The sequence below is a fragment of the Oceanobacillus sp. E9 genome, from assembly GCF_001741975.1.
Taxonomy (GTDB): Bacteria; Bacillota; Bacilli; order Bacillales; family Amphibacillaceae; genus Oceanobacillus; species Oceanobacillus kimchii.
Genome location: NZ_LSNA01000008.1, coordinates 1 through 17,298, shown reverse-complemented (window position 1 = coordinate 17,298; position 17,298 = coordinate 1). Strand labels below are relative to the sequence as shown.

Sequence of the window (17,298 nt, the reverse complement as noted above, 5' to 3'; positions counted from 1 at the left end):
GATTTAGAATTTAAAGGGTTATTGGGAGGTAGAATGGGTTGGTAAATATAACTGATACTATAACTAAATATTTGGATTGTCTTAATTTACATTTAGAGAAGCCATCATATAATTATTTAGAACAAATTTGTAATGCACAATTAAATACTTTTCCTTTTGAGAATATCAGCAAACTACTTTACTTTAGAAATCATAATTATAGTAATTTTGGAATACCTTCATTTGAGTTATTTATTAAGAATTATAGCGAATACAATTTTGGAGGAACTTGCTACACCTTAAACTCTAACCTTATGATTTTATTAAGGGAAATAGGGTTTGATTGTTATCACGTTATGCTTGGAGAAGAACACATGGGCATTATAGTAAAGATTGATAATGAACGTATCTATGTTGATTGTGGCGCAGCTGCTCCCTTTTTTAAGCCAGTACGTTTTGAGAATGATTTTGAGAATATCTCATCTTTTGGTAAAGATGAAGTATATATATTGCCTGAAGAGCAACAAGGAAGTAGGTATAAATATGTTCGCTTCAATAATGGTAAACAAAGCGGAAAAACATGGCAATTTAATTCTCGAAAGGAAGCTAAAGTTATTGATTTTAATGATGTAATAGAAAAGTCAAATAAACCTAACGCCCCATTTATGACTATTTTAAGATGCCAACTATATCAGACTCATAAACAAAGAAGTGTATCTTTAGTAAATAATAAGTTTGGTATACGTTATTCGAATGGTGAAACATCTGTTAAAACTTTATTCTCATCAGAGGAAATAATAGCAGTTCTCTCAGAAGAATTTATGTTACCAAAATTACCAGTTAACGAAGCTATTGAAGTTTTAAAAACATTAAATATAGATATTTTTGCACAAAGTACAAATTAGATATTGAACTAACGGGTGTTTTAATTGAAGAAACTTATAATAACAAAAATCTTATTGTGAAAAGACGAATGTTAGAAGGTATTTATCGAATATCGTTAGTATATAAGTTTTATCAAAAATGACCACCATTTTACCAAAATAAATTAAATTATAGAATGAAATAAAGAAGTAGTAACATAAAATGCGATCAAATAGAGGATTTGTACCCTATTATAAGTTCTCTCCATATTGAGGGCCTAGGGGCGTATAGCCCGTGTGGGTTCAAATCCCACTGACCGCATCTAAATATGAAATCAGTGATACCAATGGATGAAGATCTGTTGGTGTTTTTTTTGTATTGGAAAACAATAAGATTTCTTGTTCGTTTTATACTTTCTAAATGTCCATGAAATGTCCAACTTAATACTGAAGAAGATTATAATGAAATAGTTGAATTGGCTTTTGAAGACTTTGAGAAAATACTTCATATAAGATGAGAAGTGAAATGGCATGGAGATGATTTTGATAGTCTCAAAGAAAATTCAGAGATTACTATTTGAGAGGAGGGAAGATATATCAAATTAAGTATACTTCGACAGAGACACTGATAAACATTTTACTGTACAACGTAGCGAATAAATAGATAGTGAATTTGCCTCTTTTAATTACTAAAGCTATATTTACTAGAGCTAAGCCATTCTTGATATTCGAGTAGTTTTCCAAAGTTATATTCTAAAACAATATCTTCAACGTATATTCGATGTCGATTTTTTATTTATCTGATAGGCTACTTAATGTGTACCTCTCCACGATAATCCTGTAGCGTGATCCAAATTCTTTTCTGCATGTACTACACCAATAGATCAGAGTCTCATCGGAATCGACTCTCCTTTGTCTATTATGGAACTTATTTTTTCAAAGCCAGTGAAAAATAATCGTTACAAATCCAAATTTAATAAGGGGAATTGAAGTAGAAGCGTGAATAAGGCGTTATCCCTTGTGGTATAAGGGGGTGACGTTGATACCAAATCAACCATCCTTCGGTATATTAAATCTACTTTTGGTACAAACTGATAAAAAATGTATTTAATTTAAAAGGAGGCAATTATGTCCTCAAAAAAATCAGAAGCTCTTCCTTATGACATAAATATTAAAGTAGAACAGATTAAAAAAGCGATGTTCCAGTCAGATGATATTAAGACAAGAACTTTATACATTCAGGAAATGCAATGCATTAGTATGTATCTAGATTCTATGGTAGATAAAAGCTCTTTTGAAAAAAATGTACTTCATCCTATTCTTCATTTATTCAACTCAGAGCATCTTGAAGAAATACATGAAAGTGATATTTTTCATAGGATTTCCTCGATTATTCAATCTGCCGAAATTGAAACCGAACAGAAAACACAAGGTATTGTGCAATCCTTGCGACATGGCAATCTCGTTCTGCTGATACCAGGAGAAAAGAAAGCAATCATCATATCAGTACCAAATACACAAAATCGTGCGATAGCGGAGCCGGAGAATGAAAAAATAATAAAAGGATCACGTGATGGTTTTACCGAAGATCTCAATACCAATGTTTTTCTTCTTCAAAAAAGAAATAAACACGAGAACTTAGTAACTAAAAATTTTACAGTGGGGGAGAAGTCACAAACCGAATTAAAGTTATTGTATATTGAAGACTTAGTCGACCATGAGGTATTGAAAGTAATCTCAAGAAGGCTACGTAATATTAAAGCGAACAAAGTACAATCTTCCGGTGAGTTAGAAGAACACATCGAGGATAACAGCTATACAGTTTTTCCGCAAGTTTTATCTACTGAAAGACCCGACAGAGCTCAGGCTTACCTATCAGAGGGGAAAATAGTATTAATTCTAGATGGGAATCCACAGGTACTGGTATTACCTATCACCTTTTTTAGCTTTTATCAATCACCAGATGACTATAATAACCGTTGGTTCGTAGGTACTTTTTTTCGTATTATTCGCTTAGTAAGTTTCATCATTGCCATCATTCTACCTTCGCTTTATATTTCTGTTGTATCCTTTCACACCGAAGTATTGCCACTCGGTTTACTATATGCATTAAGAGTACAAACAGAGTTTGTTCCTTTAACCCCTTTTTTTGAAGCTATTACTATGCAGATTATTTTGGAGTTATTAAAAGAAGCAGCGATTCGACTCCCATCACCTATCGCACAAACAATTGGAGTTGTAGGAGGGTTAGTTATCGGAACAGCAGTTGTAGAAGCAGGTCTGGTTTCCAATGTAATGATTGTAGTTATTGCGTTAACTGCCATAGCTTCTTTCGTTGCTCCCGTTAATCAAATGGGAACTGGAGTTAGATTACTCACTTTTCCATTTATGGTTTTATCCAATATATTTGGGTTTTTAGGACTAACTGCATCGTTCACGCTTCTAATCATACATTTATGTAAATTAAAATCGTTTGAAAGACCTTATTTTTATCCATTATCTCCACTTGATATCAGTGGCATCAAAGATTCATTTGTGAGATCCAAAAAATAATGTCACTTTTATAGAAAGGGAATTCAAATGAGTAGAGTTGAACCTGTAACAAAATCACAATTATTCTTATTTCTTATTCAAATTCAAATTGGTTTCGGTATCCTTTATCTACCAAATACCTTACAGCAAACCGCAAAATCAGATGGATGGATATCCATTATTCTAGCTGGATGCGCTGTACAATTAGTAATTGTGTTATATTGGTTGTTATTAAGACGTTTCCCTTCTGTACCATATTTCGAATTAACTAAAAAAATTCTTGGTACACACTTAGGATATGTTGTTAATATAATCACATATGTATACCTAATACTGACTTCAACTTATATTTTAATTGCATCGAGTAAACTAATTAAAAATGTGTTACTAACAATGACTCCTCACTGGGCAATTAGCTTTCTACTGTTAGCGGTGTGTATTTATTTGTGTAGCAGCAATCTGCAAATTATTGTGAGAGTATTTACTGTATTATCTGTAGTCATTCTGTTTATTATCGTGCTATCGTTTTTATCTTTTTCCTTACCAATGGAGATAAGGAATATAACGCCTATCGGGAGTTCCGGCTTGTCTAATATAATTAAAGGGATTAAAGACTCTCTTCTTACTTTATACGGTTTTGAGATCATTTTATTTCTTTATTCAAGTGCAAGATACAAAGGGAAAACATTTTTAAAAGTTGTTACATTCTCTAATATTTTTGTAGTGGCGATAACTGTATATCTAACATTTCTTTCTTTCGTCATATTAAATCCAACACTCATTAACCAGATAAAAATTCCGCTAGTATATATGTTTAGACCCTTACACTTTAATATGATCGATCGAATCGACCTTATCTTTTTATCTATCTGGGGTATTCCTGTTGTAATGTCGATTGCAGTGTATATCTATTTTGCAAGTCATTGGAAAACGACCACCCCCAAGAAGAATAGCTACTTTGTGTATATCAATGGTGCACTCGTCTATGTTCTTTTTCTATTAGCTAGTAAATCAGACCAAGCTTTTGAACTATACGGTAAGTATATTCACAATCTCAGTTATGTTGTTATGTTTATAATACCACTAATTTTATTACTAATATCCTACATATTGAAAAAAAAGGAGCAGCCATCATGAAAAAAATTGCTATAGTTGTCTCTTTCATTTTCATTCTACTATCGATGACCGGGTGCTGGGATCAGACTGATTTAAACAAAAAAAGAATTATTAATGGAATCAGCTTTGATATCGATGAGCAAAATCCTGAAAACATTCAAGGTGCTGTTCGGGAATTAAACATTCAAGGCAGTGGTGGTGGGCAATTTGATTTGTCTGATGAATTAATTGAGGCTGATGGTGTAACTACTTCTAGAATTAATACCGAATTAATAAATAAAGTTTCTGGAGATATGGATATTAGTAAGGCTTTTTTGGTATTAGTTGGAGAAGAGCTTGCTGAAGCAGAAGGTGTAACTTCTTTATTTGAACCCATTGTTAGGTCCAGGCAAGGATATTTAACGTCTAAAGTTGCAATTACCAAAGGGAAGGCCAACGAAATTCTGGCACTCCAAGAAAGTAAAAGTCCTGTTGCTTTTTCTATTCTAAACTTATTTGAAAATGCGGAAAAACGAACCCATATACCTAAAGCTAATACTTTTACACTCTGGAATGAGATAGTAGATAAGGAAAAAGATGCAATGATCCCTTATGTTCAAAAATCTGACTTGGATCATGTGGAGTTATTAGGTACAGCACTGTTTAAAGATGACTATTATACTGGCCAGATGTTATCAGTAGATCAAACCTCTCTTGTATTATTTATGCAAGGTAAATTGGAGGATGTTCGCGTAATGCAAATCCTTAACGATAATGATAAAAAAGATGAATTATTTAGTGTTACGGTTGAAAAAGTTAAGCAGAAGTCGGATTTAACTGTTGATAAATCATCTGGGAATGTCCAGTTAACGATTAAAGTTGATTTATACGGTAGAATAGAAAGTCTAGCAGGATCACCAAAGAAAGTGACGAATCAAGAATTAAATAAAAAAGCATCGATATATTTAACCGAACATGCAAAGGAAGTAACAGAAATTATAAAGGAAGCACAAAGCGATATATTAGCGATACAAAAACAACTCAATTCAAAGTACCCCGATTTCCTTAAAAAAAATGAATGGGAAAAAGTGTATAGGGAAATCGAGATTACACCTGAGATTAACATGCATATTCAGAGTTCATCAAATTTAAAATGATGTTTACTTTATATATTATTAGAAAATTAATAACTAAGGGTGAAACGGAGTGTGTATAGGGTGAAAAATTATAAAATGAGAGACATATTAATAAGGATTGTTACAATGCTGATATTAGGTGTCATCATTTGGAATTTTATAGCCTACCTTAGTGACACATTTATGGGGCAAGAATATAGTCCTTTTAGCCATCTCATAATTGCTCTAATCACAACTGTTTTAACCGTTACTCTCTTACAAGTAGTATTAAAAACTGATAAAACTTCATGGAACCAACTTGGGCAATCAACTTTTAAAAAAAATATCTTTTCATTTCTTCTTGGTTTTTTTCTCTGGACAATACCTGCATCTATAGGTTTATTTATTTGTTTAATGCTTGGGTGGGTTGAAATACAAGTTCATACAGATTTGAATTACCTATTGTTGAGTATTTTGATTTTATTCATAACTGTTTTTTTTATAGAAGCATTACCTGAGGAACTAATTTTTAGGGGGTATATGTATCGTTACTTAAATGCACTATTCCCTCATTGGGGCACAGTCATTTTACAAGCATTGTTGTTCTCGTTATTTGCTTATTTTATAGGGGCGATGTATTCTATTGAACAGCTCCAATTTATCCCTGGTTTTGCTATTATTTTAGGTGTGTTTAGGGCGATATCGGGCAGTTTGTGGACATCAATTGGATTTCATGTTGCAATTATGACTGCAACGCAAATTTTAGGACCTATTCATGGATATTTTGATGTGAGTGGAATTTTCACACTTCAACTTTTCGCATTTATTTTGCTACCAAGTCTTATTGGAGCGACTGTATTGTCAATTGTGTATTCAAATTACAATTGGAGTAAAAAAGTATCTTTAAATTAAGTAAAATAAATAAAATGGATTTCTTAAATTAAAGGGTGTTTTAATTTATAAAAACAAAAATCTTACCTATGGATTAACTACATTGGTGTTTTTTTTGTAACCATGTGTCAAGTAAAGACTATAAACCTTTTACAGCTTCGTTAAAAAAGGTCTATGGGGGCACCAAATTGGAAGGCTTGTCATAGTGCTTTTGACACTTTGTAAAACCAGCGGTCCATGTACTCTAGAGATATTGACGTATGGAAATTAACTTCGCTCATGTCGAACAATTTTTTATTAAGGGTGAAATTTGGAAAATCATGTTCACAAATAACACAGTAGATAGCATTCATTCAGCATTAGAAAAGTTACAAAAAAAGGAGCATTCCTGAATAAGAATGCCCTCTGTATTATTTTTAGGTGTGAAATAATTAGAAACTAAGTGTGACGGTGCACATTTAATACCTATCAAAGCTATAATCTACCCAACCATTTGCTTGACCTCTAATCTCTGCATGTGCAGACAAAATAGCTGCTTTCCAATCACCGATACCTATTTCGGCTATTCCAATAGCTTCTGATGTAACAAACTGTTTGTTTTCAGGAATATAATCATATTCTTCTTCCCACCGAACGGTCAAAGCCGGATTTATATTTCTGTCAACAGAATGTCCACCATTATTTAATTCAATAACTTCTCTAAATGAAAAATCATCTACAGTCCTAGTTCCAGTATTATAGTCTATAGCATGCCTGAATCTTAATATGTTAAAACCCCCAACTTCTACTGCAGTGAAACGTTCTTCTTTGACACGTTCAATATCAGTATGTTCATCTTCGTCTAAAGTAGTAGTTAATTCTTCAGTATTAGATTTCGTTTCAGTAGTTACCTCAATGTTTCCGTCATATAAACTTGTGTTCTCTCCTTGAAAGGCTGCATGTAATACTTTTGCCATCAATTTAGGGTCCGATAAAGTGTGTAGAAACTCTTTTCTTTCTACAGTCCCCATATCCCTAAAGGTTTTTAAATCCTCTTCTAACTCTATTTTTTCATTTTTGTCTGCGCCTTCCATTTCAGTAAAAATTTCATTTTCAAATTGCTCTTTTGTAATCACATTTTTTTTCGATTCACTTTCCAACGACTCAGCACTTACATTGTTTACACCAGAAATACATAAGACTGCGAGAACGATTACGGTAATAATTTTTTTCATTCATAAAACTCCTTTCAATTAATTATGTCATGTCCACCATACATTAATATCTGATATTATTAAATAGTTAGAAATAACTGAATCTTACGCAAGCGTAAATTTTATTGGAATGATAAGCTTAGTACGTTTTTACTAAATACCATAGTTTAACTGGTAACGAGTTGTTTTATGGAGTAACAGAAGTGTTAGATAGGGAGGTTTATCTAATGAATTATATTAGCAGGTTATATGTAATTCTCTCCAATTTAGTATAATTGGGCAGAAAATTCTTTAAGGATGATAATTCAAAATATTCCTTTAAAGAAAAGAGACGCATACACAGATGCCAAAACAGAGTTTGTAAAAAAATATTCGAGGATTGCTAAAGAGTATTATTAATGATTTACCAAGAGTTTAACTAAAACAGCTCGCCCTTTTATGAGTAGCGTTAAAAAATGCCCTTTTTTATAGAAAAATATTATGGTATGAAGAAGCAACGTTATTAAGATGAATTAGGTAAAACGTTCGTTAATAAATCACATTTTAATTGACCACCAATTAACCAAAATAAATTAAATTATAGAATGAAATAAAGAAGTATCTAAATATGAAATCCGTGATACCAATGGATGAAGATCTATTGGTGTTTTTTTGTATCTATATTACTGTTAAAAAATAGTATTACAACAATATTCATCATAAAGTATATAATGAATTTTTAAATATATTTAAAAGAAAAACTTCTCTAAAAAACTTCTAGTTGGTTCATAAAATCTATAACGTCAGAGGAAACCCAATATTCTTTAATTTTATTATTTTCAATATAGAAAATATCGGTTCCATCAAAGGAAACTAACTTTCCTCTTTCTGCTTTTGCTTCTTCCATTTTACCATTATAAACACCTTTAAATTTCCACCGTGCAGAGACATAATTTCCATCTTCTATAGGTTCAACTACAAGTGACATTTTCACATTTTCAAAATAGTCTTTAGCTGATTCAATAACATCTTTCAAAGCATTTAACCCTTTTGTACTACCTGAATCTTTACCATCAGTTCTAGCTTGATGAACTACACAATTTTCATCTGTAATTTGATTAAGAAAAGATATATCTTTGTTCCAAGCATCCATCCAATTTTGATATATTTCTTTTCCGTTCATAAACGAACTCCTTTCTCTCTTTTATATCATAGATTTTTTGATATCTGAGTCTTACTACCCTTTTTAGCATTATTCATAACATTAATCAACTAATCAATCTTTACATATTAGGCATACACTTATATTTCCTTTGTGTTTTATTCTTTTAATGCGTAGTACCTTTATGTAGGTTGAGGGCTTACTGGGAATTAATCCAGTGGAGATCCAAAATACTTTCGACAGTATTTATATATAAAGCGAGTAAAATCAATGGATTGAATCTACTGATTTTTGTTATTGTGATTATCCCATATTTTTAAATATTCAAATATATTTTTGCTTTGATATAATGATAATATGAAGTAAAAAATGTGAAATAGTGTACTTAAACTAAAGGGGCAGGATAGTTCAATAATCAATTGTATATATGTTAATCAATATGCCAAGGGGGGACAATATTGAAAAATATTTTTAATCAATTGCATGCAGAGGAAATTATAAATCGTATTGATAATTTAAACTCATCTTCAAAACCGCAATGGGGTAAAATGGATGTTGCCAAAATGCTTGCACATTGCTCATCTTTTCAAGACATTGCAATGGGAAACGCTTTTCCTTCGAGAGGTTGGTTGGGGATATTAATTGGAAAGTTTGCGAAACCAATTTTTTATAACGACAAGCCATTAGCTCGAAACATGTCCACAATCCCTACTATTTTGATTCTAGACGAAAAAGAATTTGAAACAGAAAAAGAAAAACTAAAACAAAAGATTCTAACATTCCAAAATAATGGCCCTCAAAAGTGTACAAATCACCCACATCCTTTTTTCGGTAAACTTACTTCGGAGCAATGGGGAAAAGGGATTTATAAGCACCTTGACCATCACTTGAAGCAGTTTGGTGTTTAGTTAGCCGAAGTGAAGATTTTTTACTAACGGGTAGGAGTGTACAATAAGAGTATACCCTTCTTTTTCTATTGGGCAGTTTTGTTGAAGAAGAACTGAAATATGTATAACAAAAGTATTAAGGCAAAGGAGGGGGAAATGATTCAACTACATAAAAATTCTGATACTGTTATCATTGTAATACATGAAATTTATGGGATTAATCAACATATTGAGAGTTTTTGTAAGTTATTATCAAAATTCAGTTTTGATGTAATTTGCCCAAATCTATTACAACAAGACACACCTTATGATTATTCTGAAGAGGAAGTTGCTTATCGGAACTTTATGGAAAACGTAGGATTCACTGACGCTTCACAAAAAATAAAAGATATAGTTTCAGATGTTACAGATAACTATCGAAAAATATTTATCATTGGATTTAGTGTAGGGGCAACTGTTGCTTGGTTGTGTAGTGAGGAAGAAAGTGTGAATGGAATAGTTGGATATTATGGTTCACGTATTAGGAATTATGTAGAGTTAACACCAAAATGTCCCACAACTTTATTCTTTCCCCAAGAAGAGTCATCATTTAATGTCGATGAATTAATTTCAACTCTAGATAACAAAAATATCGAGGCGCATAAGTTTAATGGAAGACATGGATTCAGTGACCCTTACTCTCCAAAATATAATGAAATATCAGCCCAAAAGGCGTTTGATGAAGTGGTAGATTTTATTATAAAACAAATGGGTTGCTATTAAGTAATCAGCGAAAGAGTTGAAAAAGGGAATGCTGTGGCGGGGGCAGTTTTGTTGAAGTGGAGGAGTTTAATGAAAAGAAAGTTTCCAATAGTGATTGCAATTGCTGCGGTTTCAGGCGAGGGAAAAAAACAATTGACTCTTAAAGAGGTTTAGGGATATTTCTGTGCTGACTTTAATTAACGATAAAGATTATGAAGAAGGATTAGAAAGAATGAAATATGATGTGAAAACTAACCCTTGATAAAACAATAGTCAATGACTTTGCAGAAATGTTTTGTACTGCTAAAAAATTAACCTAACGGGTGTAAGAGTGAAATAATAAAATCATCAAATTGATGATTTTTATTTTTGGGGATAAATGTATAGAATATTATGAAGTGACAAAGGTCTTGTGCTAACGGGGCAGGATAGTTGAATAAGGAGTGAGCTATTAATCAATAATGGCTATATTCAAACATATGATTGGACAATCAATGAAAGAGCTTCAACATTCGTCCATTTATTGTTCGGCAGGAGTTCACAGATATGGAAGTATAGAAATTATAAAATTAGTCCGATAAATTTTATTCCACTTATTAAAGCTTTTTTAATCTGATCGAAAAGTTTCTTCATCTAGATTAGATTCATCAAGATAGATGAGGGCCATTACCATTTTGTACTTCCATAACTACTTCACTCAATAGTAATTATGAATACTGTGTATCAGAAAATGGAATAAAATCAAGCCTTGAAAAAGAACGTTCGTTCCCTTTTATTTGTATCTAGAAAGCTTATAAATGAAATAAATTCGTCTGAAAGTAGGTTGGTATACAGTGAAAATTGACACACCCAAAATCCCTGAAGAACTAACAGTGAGAAGATTTACAGATATTTTTTTTGAAGAAGATCCAGAATTTGAAATGTGTATGGTTACCGATTCTGAATTTGTCGATGAAGTACTTGATCGAGTGCGATTATATAAAACAATGATTAGGAACTGTAATTTTACAAATACGGACTTCAGTCGAATCGATCTTACCGATGTGTGCTTTGAGAATTGTGATTTATCCAATGCTAATTTGAGTAATGCCTCTATGAATCGAGTTGAGTTTCTTAATTGTAAGTTACTTGGTAGTAACTTAACAGATTCTTATATCGGTAATGCAATATTTCGGGAATCGATTCTAAATATGGGTATGTTCGGTAACTCAAAACTTGAAAAGGTGATTTTTGATAATACGGAGTTAGAAAGTGCTGACCTTTTTGATTGTAAGCTTAAAAAAGTAGAATTTCTTTCATGCAATCTCAATGGTGCAAATTTTGAAGAAACATCGTTAAAAGGAATTGACATAAGCACATCCGATTTTAATTTTTTAACAGTTTCAATGGAGAATTTAAAAGGATGTATAGTATCATCGTCTCAAGCGATACAATTTGCTTCGTTATTAGGTTTAAAAATTAAATAGAATTGAGACTGTTTAGTACCCTTTAATTTATACTTTGATTTTAAGTGGCTTAAGGCTTTTCCTATACAAGGCAGTTTTTTATAGCATCTGTCTTACTAACAATGTAGTGATATTACAAAAATTGAAATGAAAGGTTGAAAGATGACAACTTATCATGTTATTGATTTAGAAAATTTTTCAAGAAGAAACTATTATGATTATTTTATGGCTACAGACATAACTTTTGAAATGACAGCAAAAATTGATGTTACTCAAGCAGTTAAAAAATGTAAAGACGAATCTATAAGCTTCTATGCTTACTCTATTTTTAATTTAACTAGATCGGTTAACGAGATTCCGGATTAGAGGTATGCCCAGATAGATGAGCAATTGAATGGCAAGAGTTAGTACTAACATTTACGAACTTTAATCAAGAAACAGAGTTATTTTATAGTTTATGGTTGGAAGAATCAACAGATTATAAATCAGTTGACCTTGAATTCAAAAAGCTTATAAAAAAGTATGCAAACACAACAGATATCGCACCAATGGGACTTGTTCCACCCAACGTGGTGAATATTTCATCAATTCCTTGGTTGCACTTTGAACATTTTTCATCTCAATCAGGAGCTAACAAAAATAATCTAACACCAATGATTACCACTGGAAAGTACGAGAAGGTTGGTTCACAGTTGCTGATGTCAGTGAATATTAAGGTGCATCATGCAACAGTAGATGACTATCATGTGGCGTTATTTTTTGAAATACTGCAACGTGAAATGAACCGTTAGCCGTTTAAATAGACGGAAAGAGTCTAGGTTTTTATTGCTGATGTTCTAAAAATGAGGAATAGAAAGTTTACTCGGCCTTATAAAGCATACATCACGATAAAAGAGGAAATAATATGCTATCTTTTTGTATTTAAAATGTAATTAAAACCGACTGATAAAAGCATAAAAAGTCGGGTGCAAAGTGGTTTCTCTTGTTATGTTATAAATGAAGGGAGTTGAATTATGGATATGATGAAAGGGATGAACAAGGCGCTAGATTATATTGAAGTTAATTTGGATAGTCATATCGACTTGAAAGAAGTGGCAAAAAGAGCTTACTGCTCTGAGTATCATTTCAAACGACTATTTTCTTTTCTATCTGGTATCACGTTATCAGAGTATATTCGCAGACGTCGATTAGCAATAGCAGCTTTGGAATTAAGGAATAGGCAAGTAAAAGTAATTGATATTGCCATCAAATATGGATATCGATCTCCAGATGCCTTTTCCAGAGCATTCCAAAATTTTCATGGTGTTAATCCAACTTTAGCTAGAAACCCAGAGCAGAATTTGAAAGCATATCCAAAACTATCCTTTCAACTAACTATTCAAGGAGGAACCCAGATGAAATATCGTATAGTTGAAAAAGGACCTTTTAAAGTCGTTGGAGTGAAGTATGTGGTTGAAATGGTCAATGAAATTCTTTCACCTACTTACGAAGACATGATAGCGGGGATTAGTGATTACAAAATGAAAGAACTGGAATCGCTCTCCAATAAGGAACCACATGGGCTTGTTCATGTCTCAGTCAATTACACGGAAGATATGGAAGGTAAGGCAACTTTTGATCAATATATAGGAGCGGTTACTACGATAGAAGATACTAATGGGTATTCGACACTGGATATCCCTCCATTATTATGGGCGATTTTTGAAGTGGATGGGGACTGGACGCAAGTTGAAGACCATTGGCAACGGATATATTCCGAGTGGCTTCCTTCATTTTCTTATGAGCTGGCAGAAGGCCCTGAAATACTAGCTAGTAAAGATCATAAAAGTGAGATTTGGATTTCTATTAAAAAGTAGGATGGATATCAAAATTGTGACTAAAGATACACAATATTATTTTGAGATGACTGAATGTTACTAAAACATATAAACCTAACTGTAAATGACGTTGATGTTTCAAGACTATTCTTAGAATATTATCTTGAAAAAAGTTCACTGATAAAAGTGTAAAAAACACTAGGAATTATGGAGGAGTACGCATGCGGTATATCTTTATTCATGGTTTAGGGCAAAATTCATCGAGTTGGGAGAAAACTATTTCCTATTTAGGTGAAACTAATAAAATTCTACGCCCTAATTTATTTGAACTTCTTCAAGATAAAGAACCTACGTATAATAATCTATATCTGGCTTTCACTGAATATGTAGACAAGATATCTGAACCAGTGGTTATTATCGGCTTGTCCTTAGGAGCGGTTCTTGCGTTGAACTTTACTATTGATCATCCTCACAGAGTTCGTTCTTTGGTATTAATAGCACCACAATATAAGATGCCCAAATTTTTACTAACAGTTCAATATAATATTTTTAAATTTATACCTGATTCGTCGTTTCGAAAACTTGGTTCTAATAAAGATGTTTTTATATTGTTAACTAAGTCAATGGTAGAGTTAGATTTCAGTGAAGATGTAAAAAGAATTCTATGCCATACTTTGGTTCTGTGTGGGAATCAGGACAAAGCGAATAAAAGAGCATCAGAGAGATTGGCAAGGCGTATACCCAAAGCGAAATTTCGTGAAATTGAAGGTGCTGGACATGAACTAAATAAGGATACTCCAGAAAAATTAGCTTCTGTTCTCGTAGAATTTCTGTGGTAGTATTGAACATGCAATTATTATAATTATTCTATCTTTATTTATATAAAGGAGGAAAAATGCTTCTTCTAATTGTTTTTATTATATTACTAATCAATATATTAACCATTGAACCTAAATTATCGAAAATAATAGAACAGAACGACATATTGATCGGAATAGAAAACAAGCGAACTTAAATTATTATAAGATCCTAAAAACCACCAAGGGAATGTCCTTGGTGGTTTTCTTTACTCTATAGTAATACTGCCATTATTCGTTCGCATTTTTATAAGATTTTCTCCGTTGCCGTAGACGGTATCCCAATCTTTTGCATCAAAAACAGTAATGCTTCCATTATCTGTACGTAAATCTAGTGTAGCGTTGGTTATTTCAGTACCAGTATGCACATTTATTTTACCATTAGCAGTTTGTAAATCCATAGAATTACCTAAGTTTTCATTTCTTATAGTAATAGATCCATTATCTGTTTTTGCTACGATATTATTTGCTGCTTGTTGAATTTCTATCTTCCCGTTATTTGTAATTACATTCACTTCGCCGGCTACTTGGTTTAATGTAATTTTTCCGTTGCTTGTTTCTGCGTGGAGATTAGATGCAATTTGCTCGGCGTTAATTTTTCCATTATCTGTATTCAAAGAGATTGTAGTTGCTTCTATACTTGAAACAGTTATTTTCCCATTGTCTGTTTTCGTTTGTATACTTTCCAATGATTTATCTGGCAAGTATACATGTATACTTGGAGTTTCAAATAATAAGAAGTCAATATTGAAAAAAGGCAATTTTTTTTCTTCAGTATCTATACTTAATGTGTTCTCTGTTGTTTCTACATTGAAATAATCATTTTCCTTATTACTTGAATATTCCACTCGTGGGCTTTCGTTTTCAGATGATAGGATAGTAACAGATGCATTATCTGCATTGATTTTTAATTGATTATAATCCATCTCTGCAATATTAATGACCCTTGTTGTTTGTTCATCATCACCATAAGGGAAAGTAACAATGGTACCAATTATACCAACAATAAGAAGGAAGGATGCTAGAAGGATAAATTTCTTTGTAATATTCATTTACTTGCACCGCCTTTGACAATTCTAATATTAAAGTTTAAATAGCGTATAAAAAGATGGATAAGATACTTTGATACATAATACATTGCAATTCCTAAAAGTAATCCTAAACCAACTAGTGTAATAGAAAAGAATAATTCAAAAAGCTGGAAAGCACTCGGAGTTATTATGACTTTTACGATTAGAGCGATAAACTGAAATACAAATGAAGCGGAAACTGTCCATAAAGAGATAACTATACTAGCCACTACTAATAAAGGACCTAATACGATGACTACATTTAGGAATCCTAATCCTAAAACTGCCCAGGTTGCTCTAAATATGTTTTCGGAGGAAGTGTTTTGGTTTACTTTTTCAACATGATAATTAGCTGTAACATCTTTTGCTAATTGTTGAGGCGAACCTAAGGAATCAGCAATTTGTTCTTCCGTCTTTCCTTCCTCTAAACCAGCGATGAAATGTTCCTCTATATCGCGAGTTATTTCTTTTTGTTCATGATCTGGGATGTTAGTTAGTTTAGCTTGTAGCTTTTGCAAAAACTCGTGTTTATTCATTTTATATTTCCTCCTTCATTAGGGATTCCACCCCGTGTTTGAATGTGTTGTATTCTTCCTTTAAATCTTTAAGGTGTTTTTTTCCGTTATTTGTTAAACGGTAATATTTCCGACTTGGCCCCTCCGAAGATTCTTGTAAATAGCTTGTGCAGAGGTCTTGTTTTAAAAGCCTTCTTAAGATTGGATAAATGGACCCTTCGGAAATATCGATTTTCTCAGTTATTCGTTTAATTACTTCATATCCATATAAATCTTGTTTCTCTAAAAGTACTAAAACGCATAACTCCAATACACCTTTTTTAAATTGAGCGTTCATGGATTCATCACCTCTTAATGTGTACTATTGGTGGTTATAACTATAATATAAAGAATACTACTATTTTATGCAAGGTAGTATTTAAAAGATATTAATATAGTTGTTTTAAGCATAATTAGAAATATATATAATAATGAAGGAAAATTGATATGTAGATGTAAATGAATTCCAAATATTTTTTTATTAGAAATCCCCTTGCGTAGAATGGAGAGACATGCTATATTATTAAACGTTGATTCATTAATTAACAACAAACAACAACAAAAAGTATTATCATATTTTAATATTTTTGTTGCATACCAACTGAAAAGATGGTACAATATAAAAGTTCGCTTTTAAGCGCCTGTAGCTCAATTGGATAGAGCGTTTGACTACGGATCAAGAGGTTAGGGGTTCGACTCCTCTCAGGCGCGCCATCGGGAAGTAGCTCAGCTTGGTAGAGCACTTGGTTTGGGACCAAGGGGTCGCAGGTTCGAATCCTGTCTTCCCGACCAGGAGTTACATAATTATTTATTAATTGAATAATTGCGGGTGTAGTTTAATGGTAAAACCTCAGCCTTCCAAGCTGATGACGAGGGTTCGATTCCCTTCACCCGCTCCAGAAATGGGCCTGTAGCTCAGCTGGTTAGAGCGCACGCCTGATAAGCGTGAGGTCGATGGTTCGAGTCCACTCAGGCCCACCATTTCTAAAAAAACACTTCAAAAAAGTTTCGAAAAAGTGTTGACAGAGAATAAAAGAAATGATATATTGATAAAGTCGCTTTTTTGAGAGCGACACAGAAATTGCTCTTTGAAAACTGAACAAAACAACCAGTACGAA

General features: G+C 32.5%; 17 protein-coding genes, 4 tRNA genes and 1 pseudogene. 17 read left to right on the top strand and 5 right to left on the bottom strand.

Annotated elements, in window-relative coordinates:
• Positions 1-38: 38 nt before the first annotated feature.
• The 6 genes and pseudogenes from AQ616_RS13705 to AQ616_RS19945 all read left to right on the top strand — a co-directional run.
• Positions 39-884, top strand: a complete 846-nt coding sequence (locus AQ616_RS13705; RefSeq protein WP_069686019.1) for an arylamine N-acetyltransferase — start codon at positions 39-41, stop codon at positions 882-884.
• A gap of 1,086 nt (positions 885-1,970) precedes the next feature.
• Positions 1,971-3,395: a spore germination protein gene (locus AQ616_RS13700; RefSeq protein WP_069686018.1), complete on the top strand. Its 1,425-nt coding sequence runs from the start codon at positions 1,971-1,973 to the stop codon at positions 3,393-3,395.
• A gap of 27 nt (positions 3,396-3,422) precedes the next feature.
• Positions 3,423-4,511, top strand: coding sequence for a GerAB/ArcD/ProY family transporter (locus tag AQ616_RS13695; RefSeq protein ID WP_069686017.1), 1,089 nt, complete (start codon positions 3,423-3,425; stop codon positions 4,509-4,511).
• The gene (locus tag AQ616_RS13690) at positions 4,508-5,626 is read left to right on the top strand and encodes a Ger(x)C family spore germination protein (protein ID WP_069686016.1); all 1,119 of its coding nucleotides are present in this window, start codon (positions 4,508-4,510) and stop codon (positions 5,624-5,626) included. The genes AQ616_RS13695 and AQ616_RS13690 overlap by 4 nt, the downstream gene beginning before the upstream one ends.
• 75 nt (positions 5,627-5,701) lie before the next feature.
• A complete protein-coding gene (locus AQ616_RS13685) occupies positions 5,702-6,496 on the top strand; it encodes a CPBP family intramembrane glutamic endopeptidase (RefSeq protein ID WP_139136369.1) in 795 nt (264 codons plus the stop codon).
• 101 nt (positions 6,497-6,597) lie between these two features.
• Positions 6,598-6,881, top strand: a pseudogene (locus AQ616_RS19945) (transposase); the annotation flags it as partial.
• Positions 6,882-6,933: 52 nt separating this feature from the next.
• Here the strand turns inward: AQ616_RS19945 and AQ616_RS13680 are convergent.
• A complete protein-coding gene (locus AQ616_RS13680) occupies positions 6,934-7,689 on the bottom strand; it encodes a hypothetical protein (RefSeq protein WP_069686014.1) in 756 nt (251 codons plus the stop codon).
• A 724-nt stretch (positions 7,690-8,413) separates the two neighbouring features.
• Positions 8,414-8,830 carry an ester cyclase gene (locus tag AQ616_RS13675; RefSeq protein WP_069686013.1) on the bottom strand — a complete coding sequence of 139 codons (417 nt, stop codon included), beginning with the start codon at positions 8,828-8,830 and terminating at the stop codon, positions 8,414-8,416.
• Between the two features lie 437 nt (positions 8,831-9,267).
• Here AQ616_RS13675 and AQ616_RS13670 point away from each other — a divergent pair, with 437 nt between their 5' ends.
• From AQ616_RS13670 to AQ616_RS13645, 7 genes are all read left to right on the top strand, one after another.
• Positions 9,268-9,717 (top strand): DUF1569 domain-containing protein, encoded by a 450-nt coding sequence (locus AQ616_RS13670; RefSeq protein ID WP_017795747.1) that lies wholly within the window; start codon positions 9,268-9,270, stop codon positions 9,715-9,717.
• Between the two features lie 135 nt (positions 9,718-9,852).
• Positions 9,853-10,458, top strand: coding sequence for a dienelactone hydrolase family protein (locus AQ616_RS13665; RefSeq protein WP_017795748.1), 606 nt, complete (start codon positions 9,853-9,855; stop codon positions 10,456-10,458).
• Positions 10,459-11,270: 812 nt separating this feature from the next.
• Complete coding sequence (locus tag AQ616_RS13660; protein WP_069686012.1) at positions 11,271-11,903, top strand: pentapeptide repeat-containing protein; 633 nt, start codon at positions 11,271-11,273, stop codon at positions 11,901-11,903.
• A gap of 204 nt (positions 11,904-12,107) precedes the next feature.
• Complete coding sequence (locus tag AQ616_RS20095; protein ID WP_276206868.1) at positions 12,108-12,248, top strand: CatA-like O-acetyltransferase; 141 nt, start codon at positions 12,108-12,110, stop codon at positions 12,246-12,248.
• Between the two features lie 23 nt (positions 12,249-12,271).
• Positions 12,272-12,673 carry a CatA-like O-acetyltransferase gene (locus AQ616_RS13655; RefSeq protein WP_168156656.1) on the top strand — a complete coding sequence of 134 codons (402 nt, stop codon included), beginning with the start codon at positions 12,272-12,274 and terminating at the stop codon, positions 12,671-12,673.
• 222 nt (positions 12,674-12,895) lie between these two features.
• Positions 12,896-13,738, top strand: a complete 843-nt coding sequence (locus AQ616_RS13650; RefSeq protein WP_069686011.1) for an AraC family transcriptional regulator — start codon at positions 12,896-12,898, stop codon at positions 13,736-13,738.
• A 182-nt stretch (positions 13,739-13,920) separates the two neighbouring features.
• A complete protein-coding gene (locus tag AQ616_RS13645) occupies positions 13,921-14,538 on the top strand; it encodes an alpha/beta fold hydrolase (protein WP_069686010.1) in 618 nt (205 codons plus the stop codon).
• A gap of 227 nt (positions 14,539-14,765) precedes the next feature.
• On the opposite strand, the gene AQ616_RS13640 is transcribed toward AQ616_RS13645, so the two are convergent.
• The 3 genes from AQ616_RS13640 to AQ616_RS13630 are packed head-to-tail and all read right to left on the bottom strand — an operon-like array spanning position 14,766 to position 16,478.
• A complete protein-coding gene (locus tag AQ616_RS13640) occupies positions 14,766-15,608 on the bottom strand; it encodes a DUF4097 family beta strand repeat-containing protein (protein ID WP_017795755.1) in 843 nt (280 codons plus the stop codon).
• On the bottom strand, positions 15,605-16,162 hold the full coding sequence (locus AQ616_RS13635; RefSeq protein WP_069686009.1) for an HAAS signaling domain-containing protein: 558 nt from the start codon (positions 16,160-16,162) through the stop codon (positions 15,605-15,607). Before AQ616_RS13635 ends, AQ616_RS13640 begins: the two co-directional genes overlap by 4 nt.
• A 1-nt stretch (position 16,163) precedes the next feature.
• A complete protein-coding gene (locus tag AQ616_RS13630; RefSeq protein WP_017795757.1) occupies positions 16,164-16,478 on the bottom strand; it encodes a PadR family transcriptional regulator in 315 nt (104 codons plus the stop codon).
• A gap of 339 nt (positions 16,479-16,817) precedes the next feature.
• On the opposite strand from AQ616_RS13630, the gene AQ616_RS13625 reads away from it, so the two are divergent.
• From AQ616_RS13625 to AQ616_RS13610, 4 genes are all read left to right on the top strand, one after another.
• A tRNA-Arg gene (locus AQ616_RS13625) sits at positions 16,818-16,894 on the top strand.
• 1 nt (position 16,895) lies between these two features.
• Positions 16,896-16,972: transfer RNA gene (locus AQ616_RS13620), tRNA-Pro, on the top strand.
• Positions 16,973-17,005: 33 nt separating this feature from the next.
• A tRNA-Gly gene (locus AQ616_RS13615) sits at positions 17,006-17,079 on the top strand.
• Between the two features lie 5 nt (positions 17,080-17,084).
• Positions 17,085-17,161 (top strand) — tRNA-Ile (locus AQ616_RS13610).
• The last annotated feature ends 137 nt before the right edge of the window (positions 17,162-17,298 follow it).